Below are 18406 nucleotides of genomic sequence, written 5' to 3' on the forward strand. Positions count from 1 at the left end.
TTAATTGGAGGAAATACTAATGACAAAATCAGAAACTGTTGAACAAGCATATAAGGTTGCTAAAGAACGATATGCTGAATTAGGTGTTGATACAGATGCAGCTTTAAAAGAATTAAAGAAAGTTAAATTGTCAGTACATTGCTGGCAAGGGGATGATATTCATGGATTCTTATTCCCTAACCAAGAATTAACAGGTGGTATTGGTGTCAGTGGTAATTATCCTGGTATTGCTAGAACACCAGATGAGTTGTCAGGTGATTTGAGTGAAGCTCTTTCACTAATTCCTGGTCAACACAAAGTTCAACTACACGCTATTTACGCTGTAACTGATAAAAAGAAAGATTTAACCGATCTTGAACCAGAAGATTTCAGTTACTGGGTAGATTGGGCTAAGAAAGAAAAAGTTGGTTTGGATATGAATGGTACATTCTTCTCACATCCAATGGTTAAAGATAACTTTACATTGGCAAGTCCTGATAAGGATGTTCGTGACTTCTGGATTGAACATGGTAAGAGATCACGTACTATTGCCAACTACTTTGGTAAAGAATTAGGTCAACAATCAGTTAATAACTTCTGGATTCCAGATGGATTCAAGGATAACCCTATCGACAAAGCAGATCCACGTCTTCGTTTAATCGATTCACTTGATGAAATCATCAAGAAACCTTATGACGAAAAGAATACAATCGAAGCCTTTGAAGGTAAGTTGTTTGGTACAGGTATTGAATCATACACTGTAGGTTCACATTTGTTCTACAACAACTACGCAATTAGCAGAAATAAGCTATGGACAATTGATGCTGGACACTGGCACCCAACAGAAGATGTCTCTGATAAATTTTCAGCATTCCTACCATTTGGTAAAGGACTTATGCTTCACGTTTCACGTCCAGTTCGTTGGGATAGTGATCACGTTGTTATCTTCGATGAAGCTCTTGTACGTATTGCTCGTTCACTTGTTCGTGATAATGAACTCAGCAAGACAAATATTGGACTTGATTTCTTCGATGCAACAATTAACCGTGTTGCAGCTTGGGTAATCGGTGCACGTGCTACACAAAAGGCATTGTTACAAGCAATGCTTGAACCAATCGAACAGTTGAAGAAAGCTGAATTAAACTTTGACTTCACAACAAGATTGGCAGAAACAGAAGAACTTAAATCATATCCATTTGGTGCTGTTTGGGATGAATTCTGTCTCCAAAATGATGTACCAGTTGGCACTGATTGGTTAAACAATATTCACCAATATGAAAAAGATGTTCAATTTAAACGTTCAAATCTAATTAATGCTTAGTTAAAAATAGAAGGGGAGCAAAAATTTATTATGAAATTTATCGATTCAAAATACGTTGAAAAGATGTCAGAAATCACCAATGAATTATACAAACACGGCTGGGATGAAAGAAATGGTGGAAACGTCAGTCTTAGATTAACTCAAGAAGAAGTGGATCAATTTGATGACTTGAAGGGTACCATTCGAAATATTCCTATCAAGTTTGATGCATCCCCTCTAGCAGGACAATATTATCTAGTAACAGGTACAGGGCGTTACTTCAAGAATGTTCACAACTATCCAGAACGTGATGCTGGATTAGTACGTATCACTGACGAAGGAAACTCAGTTGATTTGATTTGGGGATTCAACGATGGCGGACAACCAACAAGTGAATTTCCAGCTCACTTAATGACACATATTGCTCGTCAAAAAGTAGATTCAGATCAAAGAGTTGTAATGCACTGTCACCCAACTAACTGGGTAGCATTGTCATTCACACATGAATTAGATGAAGCAAGTGTCAGCCGCTTATTGTGGAAGATGCAAGCAGAATCATTAGTTGTATTCCCAGAAGGTGTAGGAATTATCCCTTACATGACTCCAGGAACAAACGAAATTGGACAAGCAACTGCTGATAAAATGAATGAATTTAGAGTTGTTATGTGGCCACACCACGGAATCTTCGCTTGTGGTGATAGTATGGATGAAGTATATGGCTTGATTGAAACTGTTGAAAAAGCTTGCATGATTTACACTGCTATTCAATCACAAGGTGGAAATATTGAACAAAGTATTACTGACGATGATTTGCGTGATTTGGCTAAGTCATTTGGCGTAACACCTAATCCTGATTTCTTATCGATGGAAACAGTTAAATAGGTTTATATATAGTAGGGAAAGGCGAAAACTTGTTTTTCGTCTTTTTTTGTTGGGGAAATATGCCGTCGCAAGAGCTGAGAAATATTCTTCGGCTGTGCGGGACGGTCAGAGCCTCAGTGCGGTCTCGGACCTCGGTTCCTACGATTAGTCAAGTAGGATATCTAAAAATGAGTGTATAACAAATAGTACTTCATAACTTGCATTTTAAATTATGGAGGTAAGTGTTAATATTCAATTTAGAGATATCAGTTTATCTCTGTGGACTTCGAGTCCGTATATGCGTAAGCATATTTCTCTCTATGTTCGATCATAGAGAATAGACATTTCAGTGTCTTGTTCATACAAGCTACTGTGGCAACCTTATCCTTCTTGGGAACGGGTTGCTTTTTTAGTTTGTAATAGTAATCCACAATATGATTAGGTGCCGCTGATTGTTGTTTGATCATGTTTCTTACTGCGATGAATAGTAGTTCTCGTGCTTTAGGATTCCCTCGTTTGTTTATATGATCCTTTCGCAAATACTGACCTGATTGATATCTAATAAGATCTATCCCTACGTATGCATTCAGTTGATTCGCATTATCGAATCTAGTGAAGTCACCTATCTCACCCAATAACATAGCGGCTGTCATCTGGCCGATACCTGGCATTGAAGAAATAATCTCAAAGTCAGGAAGTTTCTTTGCCATCTCAATCATTTGCTTTTTCAACTTGTTCTTTTGGATAGTCAAATTGATTAATAGACGCGAATAATATTGAACTTCTTGCACTTGAATATCGTCTACATGTACTGCAGGGGAACTGTTCTTAGCAAGACGTAATAATTTATCTGCATATTTTAAAGCATTGTCTTTTGATATGAACTTATTGGTCTCGCCTATTAAAGCATTCTTTAGTTTTGTCCTTGAAAGCCCTGAAATCAAATCGGGATGAGGAAATGTATTTATTGTAATCAGTGCTAGAAACGATGTTTTCTTGGCAAAGAAATGCTCTATCTCCGGGAAAGTCTGCTGGATTTCATTATGTAATTGTAAATTATACAACTTACGAGAATTCTCAACTTTCTCATAGAACCGACTCAGTTCTCTTAGTTTTAAATATTTTTCATCTTGAAATTGAACCAACCGATAGTGATTATTAAAAGCACTCAATGCAATTTTATGTGCATCTTTATCATCGGTTTTAACCCGACGTAAATTCTCGGTTTTAAGATGTAGCTCAAGAGGATTTAGAAGGGCATATGGAATTTTGTTCTCTCTGCAGAATCTCTCAATGGGACGGGAATATATACCTGTCGCCTCAAAGTAGAATGTTGGATTGGTTGCACATTTAACGGTGGCACGTAATCTATCAAAGCCTAACTTGTTGTGTTGAAAATTAAATTCAGTAACACAGCTATCATTACGTTAATAGACACAATAGCTGTGTCCTTTGGAAACATCTAAAGCAATTATATCTGACATGATTATCACCTTTCTAAAGCTGTCCGTATCAACACTTCTGATCTCATTTCCTATACACGGACTCGAAGTCCCACAGCCTAAAACCTGATTAGAGAAATGAAGATAACGGAGACCATTTTTGAATGCGGACTATTATGTCCCGAGGCCCATGATCGGTCTTAGCTTTACCTTCAGTGTACAAAAAAGTTCTGAGTAAAGAATATTTACTCAGAACTAATCTTAGGTTGTTTTGGAGCCTTTCGAAGTTCGCGAAAGTCTTCAAACTCGCCCGGTGGTGTAAGGGTGGCTTTTCCGCCCTAACGCCACTTTCACTGCCTTCGAATATTTCTCAGCTCTTGCGACTGGTGTTGTTTAATAAAGAAATTTATCTCGTGGTTAGTTTTGAATAACAATGGTATTGATATTGATTTAATTCGCACTTAATTTATCAGATGGATTAATTCCATGAACATTTGTATCGATAAAAGTGAACAATTGGTGCAAGTAATGAATTTGTTGAGTATTTGAAAATTGCTAATACAGTATGTAATGTCCATCAATTTACAATGTTCTCTTAACTCATTGTTCGTTAATCATTGAACGTAAAATATGGAGGAGCACTCTAACAAGTGAATAAAATATTGATGTAACACTGCGTATACGGAAAAAGACACCAACTTATCAAGGAGCACTATCGTAGATGGAGAACGGAAATAGATTTTTGGCTCAGTGGCCAAATTATACTAAGTCGAGTGAACTTCTCGACTTAGTATAAGGTGCAGTTTGGAGACTTTTCGCCCTTTGAAAAGGCTCCAAATGTACCGGCGACGTTCCAGCCTAAAAAAATCTATTTCCGTTCGGAATCGGCAATAGTGCTCCACCCCCCAAAAAAACCACTAATTATTAATATCTCCTAACATTTATGTTAAATCGAGAAATGAACCAAATTTACTGTTAAAATAGAGTAGCAAATTATAGAAAACTGGTGAATTATGGAAACTTCAGACTTGTATGGTAAAGTGCTATCCGGTACTGTTACTGACTTAAATAAAGAAGAAGCATTTGTTCAAATTGAGGGAATTACATTTGCTTTGGACTTAAGTGAACTCGATGAACTTCCTGAATTAGGGGATGAAATCGGTGGTTTTGTTTATGAAACTCAAAGCCATAAAAATAAAATTACTACTGTGATGCCAAAGGTTATGGAAGGTATTTGGGATTATGCCGAAGTTAAGGATGTTCGTTCTGACTTGGGTGTATTTGTTGATGCGGGTCTTCCGGACAAAGATATCGTTGTGTCACTTGATGAATTACCACTAGAACATTCAGAATGGCCTAAAAAAGGCGATCAAGTTATGGTTGAATTAGAAGTTGATCACAAGGGTCGTCTCTGGGGTAAGTTGGCTGATATCAATTTATATACACAACTGGCTAGAAGTGCTAGTGATAATGAAAAAAACCGTGATGAAACTGGTCATGTTATTGCTATTCGTGATTCTGGAACGTTTGTTATGACCGACAGTTATTTCATGGGATTCATTTATACTAGTGAACAAGACGGACCATTAAGAATAGGTAAGGAAGTAAAAACCAGAGTTATTGGTTCAAGTCACAGACGACTCAATCTATCAATGCGTCCTCGTGCGTTTGAAGAAATTACACCAGATGCGGAAATGATTATGGCAGTATTAGAACATGCGCGTGATAATAAGATTCCTTATACTGACAAAAGTGATCCTCAAGATATTAAGGACTATTTTGGAATTAGTAAAGGTAGTTTTAAACGTGCACTTGGTAATTTAATGAAACAAAGAAAAATCGAACAAAAAGATGGATACACATATTTAAAAAAGTCGTAGGTATGATTTGAGTGAGTGAAAAGGTACAAGTAAACTGCCAATATATGAAAGATATAATCAGTGACTATTCGAGGTATTTGAGACTTGATAGGGGATTGTCTCAAAATACAATTTTGTCTTATCGACAAGATTTACTAGAGTTCAGCCATTATTTGGAAAAAGATGGGATGAAAAAATATCCGGAAGATCATTTTCAGATTACTAATTTTTTTGCGTTCCAGGATCAAGCTGGAAAGTCAAAAACGAGTGAGATTAGAATTTTTTCAACATTAAGAAAATTTTATCAGTGGATGGAATTAATGGGAAACATCAATGTTAATCCAATGACTGAATTAGATGCTCCAAAAAAAGCACAACATTTACCAGTTGTTCTATCAATGGAAGAAGTTGTCTCTTTAATCGAGTCACCAGATATTAGTAAACCACTTGGAATCAGAGATCGAGCCATTTTTGAAGTGATGTATGCGACTGGTTTGCGTGTTAGTGAATTGATCAACTTGACAATGGATGATCTTCATCTTGATCTGGGGTTAATAAAAACTGTCGGTAAAGGTGATAAGGAAAGATTGTTGCCAATTGGTGATACAGCTATTAATTGGCTCAAAAAGTATTTCACAGATACTCGTAACGATTTAGTTCAGAGGTATGGACAAAAGACACAAGTCTTTTTAAATTTCCGTGGGCAACATTTGACTAGACAATCCATTTGGCGAATGATCAAAAAATATATAAATCAAGTTGGAATCACTAAAGACGTGACCCCTCATACCTTGAGACATTCATTTGCTACTAATTTATTAGCCAATGGTGCTGACTTAAGGGTTGTTCAAGAATTACTAGGTCACTCGGATATATCAACGACACAAATATATACGCATATCAATCAAACAAGAATGAAACAAGTGTACGAGCAAGCGCATCCCCGGGCTTAGGAGGTAAAAATGTTAACCAAATATAATAAAGATGAAAATAAAAAGATTACCATGGGATTCATGTCTTATATTTCTGAATTAAAAGATATGAATAATCTGGAAAAAGAACTGAATTTATATGATAAAGACGAGAATCGCCAGTTATATTTATGGAAAAGTAATGTGGAGGATTACTCAGGAATAGTCGCATTATCTTTTTCAACCAAAACTGTATTTATCGATTATATTTCATTAACTCCTTCGTACCGCTCACAAACTAATACTTTCAAGATATTTGATGATATCAAACGAAAATTTCCAAAATATACCATTCTTGGTAGTTTTAGTTTAGTAGACCAACTTAGACTTTGGTCAGAAAAAAATAACCAATCAGAAGAAACGGAATCTGACTAAATGGAAAAATTGAAATTAGTATTAACTGATTTTGAGGGTCCAATTGATTTATTATTACATTTAATCAAAGAATCAAAGATAGACATTTATGACATCCCTATTGCTGATATTACTCAACAATACTTGGACTACTTAAATAATATGAAAGTGCTGCAGCTCGATATCGCTGGTGATTATCTGGTTATGGCATCTACTTTGATGTCCATTAAGAGTAAACTTTTGTTACCAAAGGCTCCGGATGAGATAGATGAAAATATTGATGTCGAAGATCCTCGTGATGCGTTAGTATCACAGTTGTTAACCTATCAAACCTTCAAACATGTTGCAGAATATTTTGAAGAAAAAGAAGCCTCTAGAAGTAAGCTACATGATAAAGAACCCAGTGTTCCTAAAACACAATTGGAACAGTTTTTGTTGCCAGGTTCTGTCGCAATTTCTGATTTGGCTAGTGTTTATTCAGAATTACTACAAAACCAAATCAAGCACGGTCCCAAAACCGAAATGGTTGAAAATGAAACTATTTCAATTGAGGCAGCTCAAGAATCGATTTTATCGAAATTATCTAAACACAGACGAATTACATTTAAATCATTACTCAAAATTGGACATGGGGTTGAAGAAGTGGTTACCGACTTTATGGCGATTTTGGAGATGGTTCGTAATCAACAAATAATCGCTCATCAAGAGAGCCTTGAGAGTGAGTTAATTATTGAATTGAGGAATTAATAGTGTATCAAGCAGAAATTATGGCATTATTATTTGTTGCCGGAGATCAAGGTGTAAGTGAAAGTGATCTTGCTGGACTAATTGAAATAGATAAATCAGCAATTAGACAAAATTTAGAACAGTTAGAGATTAAGCTTACAAACGATAAGTCATCAGGAATAAAATTAGTTAACTATAATAAAATCTATAAACTGGTTACTAAGAGTGAATATGCTGATATTCTGACTAGATTTTTCAAATCTGGATTAGGAACAAAACTTAGTCAGGCTGCGCTAGAAGTGTTGTCAATTGTTGCATATAAGCAACCTATTACAAGAATTGAAATTGATGATATTCGTGGAGTTCAAAGCTCGGGAAGCGTCAATACTTTGGTGGCTCGAAAACTTATTAAAGAAAATGGTAAAAAGGATGTTCCTGGACACCCTAATTTGTATGTTGTGACAGATTATTTCTTTAATTATTTTGGCATTAAAAGCCTCGATGAAATGCCTAAGATTGAAAACTTTGAGACTCCTCAAGGTAATATTGATTTGTTTGATAATGTTGGTGACACTAATTCAGATGATCAACAAGAATAAATTTTATAAAAGTGCGCGACATTCAGTCTTGGATGTGGCGTTTTTAAGTTGGTGGGAATTGTTGCACTAGTAGATTGCAATCTATACAATGAAACAGAAGAGAAATTAAGTTAAATTATAAATTTCCGTTGAGGGGTAAATAAATGAATACAGAAAAAGTTCGCTTACAAAAGGCGATGTCTGATGCCGGAGTTGCATCCAGAAGGAAATCCGAGCAAATGATTGCTGATGGCGAAGTAGTTGTTAATGGAAAAGTTGTCAGAGAGATGGGCGTCAAGGTCGATAGTCACGATAAGATTGAGGTTAATGGTGTTCCGATAAGATCTGAGAAAAAACGTTACATTTTGATGTACAAGCCTAGAGGCGTCATCTCGGCCGTTAAAGATGACAAGGATCGTAAGGTTATTACCGATTTGCTAAAAGAAGACGTTCCTGAACGTGTGTATCCAATTGGAAGACTAGATTATGATACTTCGGGGATTATTCTCTTGACTAACGATGGGGATTTTGCGAACAAACTAATGCATCCTAAGTATCATGTTGACAAGGTCTATGTCGCAAAAGTTCAGGGATTTTTATCAACTGAAGAGATCAAAAAGGTTGAAGCTGGTATCAAATTTAAAGATTATACTTCAGCACCAGCTAAATTACGTGTGATGTCAAAAGATACTAAAAAGAATACTTCGATTGTTCGACTGACAATTCATGAAGGCCACAATCATCAAGTAAAAAACATGTTCCAAGCCGTTGGACATCCAGTGTCAAAACTTGCTCGTGAGCAATATGGATTCTTGAATTTGGAAGGCTTAGTTTCTGGAAGATATCGTAACTTAACACGTCAAGAAGTTGCTCTGTTGAAGGAAAGAAAGTAATCTGATATAGTGAAGTTATTAATTAAATAGTTGGTTTTCAGGGCAGGGTGTAATTCCCGACCGGCGGTACAGTCCGCTACCCAGTTTTTACTGGTTGAATAGGTGAAACTCCTATACCGATAGTTAAAGTCTAGATGGAAGAAAACAGAGGAAGGTCTGTTTTGGTACGCCCAAAATGGGTCTTTTTTTCTTCGGGGATCAACGAGAGAGGTTGATTGTTATGGGAAAAAGTACAACGAAGTTTCACAATTTAATTGGAGTTTCAATATTGTCAGCGTTAGCTGCCATTATTATGTTTTTCGAGTTTCCAGTATTAATTTGGTTACCATTTCTGAAAGTCGATTTAAGCGATATTGTGACGCTTATTGGTTCATTAACATTTGGTCCAGTTGGCGGTACAGCAATTGCATTCATTAAAGCTTTGTGCCACTGGATCATCACTGGTCAAGGCGTCGCAGGGATGATAGGCGATTTTTCAAATTTTGTTGGTGGAGTTAGTTTATTAATTCCTTTTACTTATTTTTGGAAGCGTGACAAAAAAGTTATGGCAGTAGTTTCGAGTGTAATTACAATGACTATCATCATGTCATTACTCAACTTATTCGTCGTAATGCCTTTGTACATCAATGTTGTTGGTATGAAACTAAATATGGGTATTCCGCAATATGTTGCTACCGGAGTTATTCCATTTAATATCATTAAGTCATTAATCGCTTGTGCAGGTACGATCATTGTTTATCCAAGACTGAAAGGTCATTTGAATTTTCAGTACTAATAAGGCATTTTTAACATTCTTTTAATAAAAAGTTTAACTTAATATGCTATCCTTAGTAGGATAGAAATTAGGAGGTTGAATTTTAATGCCCGAGAATAACAATAAAAATACTTCCGGTTCAAAAGTCCCTGCTTCAACAGAGGGTTTGAGTCGAAAGGGTTCAGTCAGCCCGGAGGATTTAAGAAAGTACAATTTAGTACCTTCAGATAGTGATACAACTCCAGCAAACACTGAAAGTGTTGTTGGTAAGGATGTAGGAACTAGTTCAGATTTTGTTAATAACGTTCCTCGTTCAAATCCCAATACGGCTAATCAAAACTCAGATGAAAACATCGATCATTTACAAGCAAGCAAACAAAATGACGAAATGAAGACTGCAGCAGCAGTTGGTGCCGGAGTCGCAGCTGGTTCTGCTATGAGCAAGAATAATAACACTCAAGCTGACTCAACTACTTCACAACCAGATACACGTGAAGAGGCCGATGGTGGAAAGCCATGGGAAAACAAATTTGATTCTGATGAAGATGAATCAGGTCATGTTTCTCGTGCTGTAAGTAAAAGCAAACAGCGTGGTAATCACACATTAGTTGCTATCTTAGTCATCATTTTGATTGCATTAATGTTCATTCCCGTTACTTTGTATTTTGTCCGTGGTGACAACAATGGAAGTAATCTTGGTAGTGATCAAACTGAACAATCAGTTGAAAAGCAAGATAAAGATACTGCAAAAAAGTCAACTTCAAAGAAGAAGTCATCTACTAAAAAGACAACTCCTAAGAAAAAGGCTAGTAGTACTAAGAAGAAATCTAGCAGTAAGTCAAGCTCAGGTACTGTAAACGAAAATACTGATAATAGTACAGCTGCTGACCAATCTAACCAAGCTGCACAAACTGATAACTCAGCACAACAGACTCAAGATAGTTCTTCAACTGCTGCTTCTGATAATGCTTCTGGATCAGCATCTGGCTCTGGTCAAAGTGGTGCAAGTTATGCCACAGTTGGACAAGGTCAAGGTTGGTATCGTGTTGCGGTAAACAACGGACTTTCAATTGAACAACTTAAAGGATTGAATCCTGGTGTGACAAACTTAGCTCCAGGTACACAATTACGCATAAAATAATGTAAAATGAAAGACAGGTGATTTCCTGTCTTTTTTATTTTTTTTAAGTAGGTGTAAATAATTATGCAAATAGCAATCGATGGACCAGCATCAGCTGGAAAAAGTACAATCGCAAAATTAATAGCCAAAAACCTTAATTTCGTGTATTGTGACACTGGAGCAATGTATCGTGCAGTGACGTTACTTGCAAAAAACCATAAAATAGATTATGGTGATGTGTCTGGAATTTTAGATTTAATGAACAAACATAGCATCAAGTTCCTTAATACTGATAAGGGTCAAGATGTATTATTAGATGATGTAAATGTCTCCAATGAAATTCGTAGTGAGGTAATTACGAATAACGTTTCCCAAGTATCAGCCATCAAAGAAGTTCGTGAGCAATTGGTTGAAATGCAAAGAAAACTTGCTAATGATGCAAATATTGTTATGGACGGAAGAGATATTGGAACTACAGTTTTACCTGATGCAGAAGTCAAAATATTTTTGATTGCTAGTGTAAAAGTTAGAGCTGAACGTAGATATAAAGAAAATGTTGAACGTGGAATTAATACTTCTCTAAAAATTTTGGAGGATGAAATTGAAGCGCGAGATTATAAAGATTCTCATCGTAAAATTTCACCCCTTAAAAAGGCTGAAGACGCAATCGAAGTTGATACTTCAGATATGAGTATTGAACAAGTGGTAAATAAAGTTTCAGAAATTGTAAATTCAAAGAAATAAGGAGGCATGCATATGGCCGTTCCAGTAGTAGCTTTAGTAGGTAGACCAAACGTTGGTAAATCAACGATTTTTAATCGAATTATCAATGAAAGACTATCAATTGTCGAGGACACTCCAGGTGTTACTCGTGACAGAATCTATGCCCGAGCAAGTTGGCTGGGTAAAGAATTCAGACTTATCGATACCGGTGGTATTGATATGTCAGATGAACCAATGACAGTACAAATTAAGAATCAGGCTGAAATTGCTATTGATGAAGCAGACGTCATCGTCTTTATCGTTAATGGTCAAAACAGTGTAACCAAAGAAGATGAAGATGTTGCTAAGATCCTTTATCGTACAAAAAAGCCAGTTATTTTAGCAGTTAATAAGGCTGATAATCCTGAGCAACGTCAAACAATTTATGACTTCTATTCTCTTGGGTTCGGCGATCCAAATCCAGTATCAGGTTCACAGGGAACTGGTTTAGGTGACTTGCTGGATGAAGTGGTAAAGGCGTTTCCAACTGAGGACACTCACGAAGTTGACGATTCAATCAAGTTCAGTTTTATTGGTCGTCCTAACGTTGGTAAATCATCATTGGTAAATGCCATTTTGGGTGACGATCGTGTTATCGTTTCTAATATGGAAGGTACAACTCGTGATGCTATTGATACAAAGTATTACGATGAGCGTTTAGAAAAAGAATTCACTATGATCGATACGGCTGGTATTAGAAAACGTGGTAAAGTTTACGAAAATACTGAGAAGTATTCAGTACTCCGTGCGTTAAGTGCCATCGATAAATCAGATGTAGTTTGTGTTGTTCTTAATGCTGAAGAGGGTATTCGTGAACAAGATAAGCGAGTTGCAGGATATGCACACAACGCCGGTAAGGGTGTAATTATTGTCGTTAATAAGTGGGATGCTTTGAAAAAAGATACTCACACGATGCGGGACTTTGAGAACCAAATACGTGATCAATTTCAATATTTGTCATACGCACCAATTCTATTTACATCTGCCATTAAGGGTCAACGATTAGAAAAGATTCCAGAATTGGTTACAAAAGTTTATGATAACCGTCATCGTAGAATTCAATCTGCAATGCTAAATGATTTATTGTTGAGAGCAACTTCAATTGCACCAACTCCTGTAGTTAATGGTAAAAGATTGAGAATTTACTACATGACTCAAGTTGCAATTCAACCACCAACATTTGTTGTTTTTGTTAATGACAATGAATTATTACATTTCTCATACGAAAGATTCTTGATTAATCAATTAAGAGATACATTTGATTTTGAAGGAACACCAATCAAGATTTTACCAAGAAAGCGTAAGTAGCAGTATTTGAGTGGATATTCAGAAAATTGATGAAAATATTAATAAAAATACTTAATTTTGGAGCTTTTGGCGGTTAAACGCTTGTCTAATGCCCATTGCTATGGTATTTTTGTTATTGGAATGATGAACACCACGTCAATTGTTCATAGTTTCTAAAAAAATTTTTTTATCTCCGGAGGTTATCACATATGGCAAACAAAGCAGAACTTATCGATAGTGTTGCTACTAAAACAGGATTGACAAAGAAAGACGCTACTTCAGCAGTAGACGCAGTATTTGAATCAATTCAAGAAAACTTATCAGAAGGAAACAAAGTACAATTAATTGGCTTTGGTAACTTCGAAGTTCGTCAACGTGCTGCACGTAAAGGACGTAACCCACAAACAGGTGAAGAAATTAAGATTCCTGCAAGCAAAGTACCTGCATTCAAACCAGGTAAAGCATTGAAGGATTCAGTTAAATAGTATTATTTCTTGGGGGCGGTCGTATGACCGCTTTTTTTATTGAAAACTTTTTTATTTTGGAGGAGACAAAATGAGCAAAGCAGATGAAGTTATTGAAACAATTGACGCCGGTGATTTTACAGATGTGGATGGATTAATCCAAGAATCACTTGAACAAGATGATGATCAAACAAAATTCTCATTAGCTGAAACATTATTGAGCCGAGGGTTGTCTGTTCAGGCCAAAGTGGTATATCAGCATTTATTAGAACTATATCCTGATGAAGGACAAATTTTATCAAGATTGGCAGAAATTGCAGTTTCAGATGGAAATTCTGATCAAGCACTTAATTATATTTCGGAGATTGAGCCTGATTCTCCTTCATATGCTGAAAATTTGCTAGTCTCAGCTGATATTTATCAATCTCAAGGAATGTACGAGGTTAGTGAACAAAAGCTGTTAGAGGGCGTACGTAAGTATCCTGAAGAAGATGTTTTTAGATTTGCGATTGCTGAATTGTATTTTGATGAAAATAAATTTGCTAAAGCCATCGTATTCTACAATTTCTTATTGGATGATGGAATTGAAGAATATTCAGGTATTTCTCTGAAGTTGCGTAAATCCAGTTCGTTAGCGGGAATGGGCAAGTATGAAGAGGCAATTACTGAATTTGAACAATTGAATGCAATTGAATTAAACGAAGATGCCCAATATCAATTAGGATTTTTGTATAATCAAGTTAAGAACTATAATAAATCTATTGCAACTCTTGAGAAACTCTTGGATGTTAACCGCGATTATCCAACTGCTTATGTTGTTTTGGCTGATGATTATTTAAATATTAAAAATAATGAACAAGCTTTCAAGTATGCACAATTAGGATTAAACCTAAATGAACTAGACGAAAGATTGTATGAGACCGCTTTTGATGCGGGTGTTTCTGAGAATCCCGAAGAGGCACTCAACATTATTAACAAAGGTATTAAATCAGTTGAACATCCCTTAACTTTAATTATCAGATTGAGTGATTTCTATATTACTCATGGTCAATATAAAAATAATCTTGATTTGTTAGAGAGTGTTGATATTAACAATAATCCAAAGCTAATTTGGAATTTAGCAAAGTCATATTATGAAACTGATGATTTGTCCAAGGCTCAAGAAAATATTGGTTTGGTCTTTGACGAGTATAAAGATAACCTGGACTTTTTGAATGATATGATCGATATTTTGAGAAGCACCGGTGATAAGCCAGCACTAAAAGCAGCATTAAAACTATACTTACGTCAAAATCCTGATGACGAAGATATGCAAAATCTATTAGATCAAATGGGGTAATTAAATGCGACTTAAAGAACTTCCTTTAGACTTTCAACAGGCACTGCCTATCTTAAAAATGATTGAGGATGCTGGCTACGAAGCGTACTTCGTAGGTGGTAGTGTTAGAGACCACATTTTAGGTCTCCCAATCCACGATGTTGATATCGCCACTAGTGCCTATCCAGAGGAAATTAAGTCAATATTTAAACACACGATCGATACAGGTATTAAACATGGAACCGTAACTGTTTTGATGGGGGATAATTCATATGAAATTACAACATTCAGAACAGAGTCTGGTTATCAGGATTATAGAAGGCCAGACAAAGTAACTTTTGTAAGGTCGCTTACGGATGATTTGAAACGACGTGACTTCACGATTAATGCTTTAGCAGTTGACCATAATGGTAATGTTGTGGACAAATTTGATGGGCTTACTGATTTGAAGAATCATTTGATAAAAGCAGTTGGGGTTGCGGATGAAAGATTTCATGAAGATGCTTTAAGAATGATGCGTGCAGTTAGGTTTCAATCACAATTGAATTTCTCGATTGAAGATAAGACAGAACGTGCTATTGCTGATAACGCACATTTGCTATCAAAAATTGCGGTCGAACGTGTTCATGAAGAGTTTGTAAAAATGTTTTTTGGACAGTCTTGGAAAAATGGATTGTCAGATTTCTTGAGATTAAACTTATATGAATACTGTCCTGGATTTAAAGATAATTTACATGAACTTTCAAAACTAGTTAAAGCACCAAACGTCAAAATGATTGATGAAACCATGATTTGGACAGCAATCGGATATGTTTTGGACCTTCATGGGGAAGAGCTTAATCATTTCTTACGTCAGTGGAAAGTTTCAAACAAAATCAGGGAAGATTGTCTATTAACAGAAAATCAATTAATTAATTTCAAGAATAAAGATTTTGATGTATGGAAAATATATAAACTTGGAATTACTAACATACCCCGTGTTGAGGCTCTTTGTGAGCTATTCAATGTCAAAATAAATATTGAGCAAATTGATAATATAGTTTCAGAAATTCCGATAAAAAATTCACATTCTATGAAAATTACAGGAAAAGATGTCATTGATATCTTAGATATCAAACCAGGCCCTCAAATCGGTGAATACATGGATATACTTGAAAAAGCCGTCGTTACGCAAACGGTTACAAATACCTATAAAGATTTACAAAGATATTTGTTAATATTGTAACAACCGTGGTATCATAACTGTGTTAAGTATTTTAGTATTCGAAAGGGTGGTAACATGAGCAAACACGTATTTAAAGAGCTAAAGTTCTATTTTAGAAATGAAGATACATGGACAGTAAACCATGGTGAAATGAGTGATGTCTGGATCTCACGTGTTACAACTAGTTTTGGTCGTATCAGTGGTGGACGTATGCAAGAAATTCACCCATGTAAGAGTTTTAGAATTGAGATTCTTCCTGAAGCTGACTATATTAAAGATACAGATGTATCAACAGCTGCAATGGCTGATGGTATGTTTAACCGTTTAATGAAATATCAAGATATTGAAAAATTTGATATTATTTTCGGCGAAGATGAAGATAAAGAACCAATGCAAATTTATTTACCATTTAAACAAAAGGATGCTGCTGGATTGGATAATGCCTATCAATCATCAGCTATTTCAAAGAAAAATGGTAAGTTGTATCTAACTGTAAATAAAGATTCAACTGTTTATGATATCTATAAAGATGAACTTTAATCTTTAAATTAAGTCTCTTCGTAAGAAGAGGCTTTTTTCTTTGCCTGATTTCGACTAAAATATTAAGTAACTTTGGAAATACGTGGTGAATTATTTGAAAACATTAAATGTATCGAATGCATCAAAGAATTTCGGTGAAAGAACACTTTTTAAAAACGTTACTTTTACCATTAATGAAAATGATCGAATTGGACTACTGGGTTTAAATGGTGTTGGTAAAACAACTTTACTTGATGGAATGGTTAATCAAGAGGATTTGAATACCATCGATATCGAGAAGCCAAAGGATTACAAGATCAATTATTTGAAGCAGCAGCCAGAACTTGATGAAAATCTATCCGTTACCGATGCTGTATTTGCGGGCGAAAGTGCGCAATTCAAATTGATCCGAAAATACGAAGCATCATTGAATGAGTTCAATACTCATTCTGATGATAAAAAGATTCAGTCACGTTTTTTTGATTTACAGGAAAAAATGAATGCTGCTGATGCTTGGCAAATGGAATCTGATGTCAAATCAATTCTGAACAAATTAGGAATTACTGAATTAGATAAGAAAGTTGCCGACTTATCCGGTGGACAACAAAGACGTGTTGCATTAGCACAAACGTTGATTTCTGATGCTGATCTCTTAATTTTGGATGAGCCAACCAACCATTTGGATTATCAAGCAATTGACTGGCTTGAGGGCTATTTGAACAAGTTCAAGGGTTCTGTAATGTTTGTTACCCATGATCGTTATTTTTTGAATAAGGTTGCTAATCGTATATTTGAATTAGAACATCAAAATGTAACTGAATATGATGGTAATTACGAAAAATATCTTTCTCAAAAGGCAGCAAATGAAGCAACCATGGCTGCGGTCCAACATCATAAGACCCAGATGTATAAAAAAGAACTTGATTGGATGCGTGCTGGCGTTAAAGCCCGTGGTACTAAACAACAAGCAAGAATTGACCGTTTCAATGATTTGAAAGACGATCTTTCTGATAAGCGAGAAGAGCAAGGTGAAATGTCAATTGATATTGCTCAACAACGATTGGGAAATGATGTGTTCAAAATTGATAATGCCAATTTAAAATTTGATGATAAAGATATTATTGATGATTTTAGTTATCTTGTTAGTCGCGGGGATCGAATTGGAATAACTGGTTCAAATGGATCAGGTAAAACAACCTTTTTAAATGCAATTGCTGGAGAAGTTCCACTTGATTCAGGTACTATTAAGACTGGTCAAACTGTTAAACTTGGTTATTATACACAGTACACTCAGAATATGGATTCTGATAAACGTGTCATTCGTTATCTAGAAGGCATTGGACAAAATGTACACAATAATGATGGAGAGAAAATGTCAGCCTCACAATTGCTGGATACCTTCAAGTTTGATCACCAAATGCAAGGTGCCTTTATCAGAGAATTATCTGGTGGGGAAAAAAGACGATTGTACTTATTGGCAATATTAATTACGCAGCCTAATGTGTTGCTTCTTGATGAGCCAACTAACAATTTGGATATTGAAACATTAACAATTTTAGAAAATTATCTTGAGGACTTTAAAGGAACAGTTTTGGCAGTTTCTCATGATAGATATTTCCTTGATAAAGTTGCTGGCAAGTTATTAATATTCCAAGGTAATGGGAAAATTGTTGAGAGTTATGATTCATATTCTGGCTATCTTGAAGAAATGAATAAAAAAGAGCAAGAAAGACATCAACAAACAAAGGAACGCAAATCAGAGAATGCTGCTGAAGCTAAATCTGAAAATAGTTCCGAAAAAACTAAACTTACTTATGCGGAACAAATGGAATTAAAAAAATTAGAGCCTCAAATTGAGAAGCTTGATGATGAAATTTCCAAATTAGAAGCACAAGTAAATGATGACAGCAACGATTATACGAAGCTAATGGATTTCCAAAAGCAACTTGACGAAGCTAACAAAAAAGGTGACGAGTTGATGGAACGCTGGGAATATTTAAGCCAATTCGTTTAGG

17 protein-coding genes, 1 pseudogene and 1 riboswitch are annotated in these 18406 nt (G+C 35.6%); of the genes and pseudogenes, 17 read left to right on the forward strand and 1 reads right to left on the reverse strand.

From position 1 onward, the window contains the following. The first annotated feature begins 19 nt into the window (after window positions 1–19). Together ABM34_RS02405 and rhaD are read left to right on the forward strand one after the other, a co-directional pair. A complete protein-coding gene (locus ABM34_RS02405; protein ID WP_048702969.1) occupies window positions 20–1300 on the forward strand; it encodes an L-rhamnose isomerase in 1281 nt (426 codons plus the stop codon). A gap of 30 nt (window positions 1301–1330) precedes the next feature. Continuing rightward, the gene (gene rhaD / locus ABM34_RS02410) at window positions 1331–2161 is read left to right on the forward strand and encodes a rhamnulose-1-phosphate aldolase (RefSeq protein WP_048702971.1); all 831 of its coding nucleotides are present in this window, start codon (window positions 1331–1333) and stop codon (window positions 2159–2161) included. Between the two features lie 245 nt (window positions 2162–2406). Here rhaD and ABM34_RS02415 read toward each other — a convergent pair. After that, window positions 2407–3540, reverse strand: a pseudogene (locus tag ABM34_RS02415) (IS110 family RNA-guided transposase); the annotation flags it as partial. Between the two features lie 1055 nt (window positions 3541–4595). On the opposite strand from ABM34_RS02415, the gene ABM34_RS02420 reads away from it, so the two are divergent. The 15 genes from ABM34_RS02420 (at window position 4596) to ABM34_RS02490 (ending at window position 18405) form a co-directional block, all read left to right on the forward strand. Continuing rightward, window positions 4596–5462, forward strand: coding sequence for a CvfB family protein (locus ABM34_RS02420; protein WP_048702973.1), 867 nt, complete (start codon window positions 4596–4598; stop codon window positions 5460–5462). 44 nt (window positions 5463–5506) lie between these two features. Then, window positions 5507–6394: a site-specific tyrosine recombinase XerD gene (gene xerD / locus ABM34_RS02425; RefSeq protein WP_048702975.1), complete on the forward strand. Its 888-nt coding sequence runs from the start codon at window positions 5507–5509 to the stop codon at window positions 6392–6394. Between the two features lie 9 nt (window positions 6395–6403). Then, window positions 6404–6787 (forward strand): hypothetical protein, encoded by a 384-nt coding sequence (locus ABM34_RS02430; RefSeq protein ID WP_048702976.1) that lies wholly within the window; start codon window positions 6404–6406, stop codon window positions 6785–6787. Then, a complete protein-coding gene (locus tag ABM34_RS02435; protein ID WP_048702979.1) occupies window positions 6788–7513 on the forward strand; it encodes a segregation and condensation protein A in 726 nt (241 codons plus the stop codon). Window positions 7514–7533: 20 nt separating this feature from the next. Then, on the forward strand, window positions 7534–8091 hold the full coding sequence (scpB, locus tag ABM34_RS02440; RefSeq protein ID WP_048706327.1) for an SMC-Scp complex subunit ScpB: 558 nt from the start codon (window positions 7534–7536) through the stop codon (window positions 8089–8091). A 143-nt stretch (window positions 8092–8234) separates the two neighbouring features. Next, window positions 8235–8963, forward strand: a complete 729-nt coding sequence (locus ABM34_RS02445; RefSeq protein WP_048702980.1) for a pseudouridine synthase — start codon at window positions 8235–8237, stop codon at window positions 8961–8963. A 29-nt stretch (window positions 8964–8992) separates the two neighbouring features. Further along, window positions 8993–9113, forward strand: a riboswitch (FMN riboswitch). 70 nt (window positions 9114–9183) lie between these two features. After that, window positions 9184–9738, forward strand: coding sequence for an ECF transporter S component (locus tag ABM34_RS02450; protein ID WP_048702981.1), 555 nt, complete (start codon window positions 9184–9186; stop codon window positions 9736–9738). Between the two features lie 85 nt (window positions 9739–9823). Next, complete coding sequence (locus tag ABM34_RS02455) at window positions 9824–10858, forward strand: LysM peptidoglycan-binding domain-containing protein (RefSeq protein WP_048702984.1); 1035 nt, start codon at window positions 9824–9826, stop codon at window positions 10856–10858. A 63-nt stretch (window positions 10859–10921) separates the two neighbouring features. Next, a complete protein-coding gene (gene cmk / locus ABM34_RS02460) occupies window positions 10922–11581 on the forward strand; it encodes a (d)CMP kinase (RefSeq protein ID WP_048702987.1) in 660 nt (219 codons plus the stop codon). 12 nt (window positions 11582–11593) lie between these two features. Then, entirely contained in the window at window positions 11594–12907 is a 1314-nt protein-coding gene (der, locus tag ABM34_RS02465) for a ribosome biogenesis GTPase Der (protein ID WP_048702989.1), read from the forward strand. A gap of 188 nt (window positions 12908–13095) precedes the next feature. Beyond that, window positions 13096–13371, forward strand: coding sequence for an HU family DNA-binding protein (locus ABM34_RS02470; protein ID WP_048702990.1), 276 nt, complete (start codon window positions 13096–13098; stop codon window positions 13369–13371). Window positions 13372–13441: 70 nt separating this feature from the next. After that, entirely contained in the window at window positions 13442–14689 is a 1248-nt protein-coding gene (locus tag ABM34_RS02475) for a tetratricopeptide repeat protein (protein ID WP_048702991.1), read from the forward strand. Between the two features lie 4 nt (window positions 14690–14693). Then, window positions 14694–15893 carry a CCA tRNA nucleotidyltransferase gene (locus ABM34_RS02480; RefSeq protein WP_048702993.1) on the forward strand — a complete coding sequence of 400 codons (1200 nt, stop codon included), beginning with the start codon at window positions 14694–14696 and terminating at the stop codon, window positions 15891–15893. Window positions 15894–15947: 54 nt separating this feature from the next. Then, window positions 15948–16412, forward strand: coding sequence for a hypothetical protein (locus tag ABM34_RS02485; protein ID WP_048702994.1), 465 nt, complete (start codon window positions 15948–15950; stop codon window positions 16410–16412). 94 nt (window positions 16413–16506) lie between these two features. After that, window positions 16507–18405, forward strand: coding sequence for an ABC-F family ATP-binding cassette domain-containing protein (locus ABM34_RS02490; RefSeq protein ID WP_048702996.1), 1899 nt, complete (start codon window positions 16507–16509; stop codon window positions 18403–18405). Window position 18406 lies beyond the last annotated feature (1 nt).

The organism is Companilactobacillus ginsenosidimutans (assembly GCF_001050475.1).
In the GTDB taxonomy this organism is placed as follows: Bacteria; Bacillota; Bacilli; order Lactobacillales; family Lactobacillaceae; genus Companilactobacillus; species Companilactobacillus ginsenosidimutans.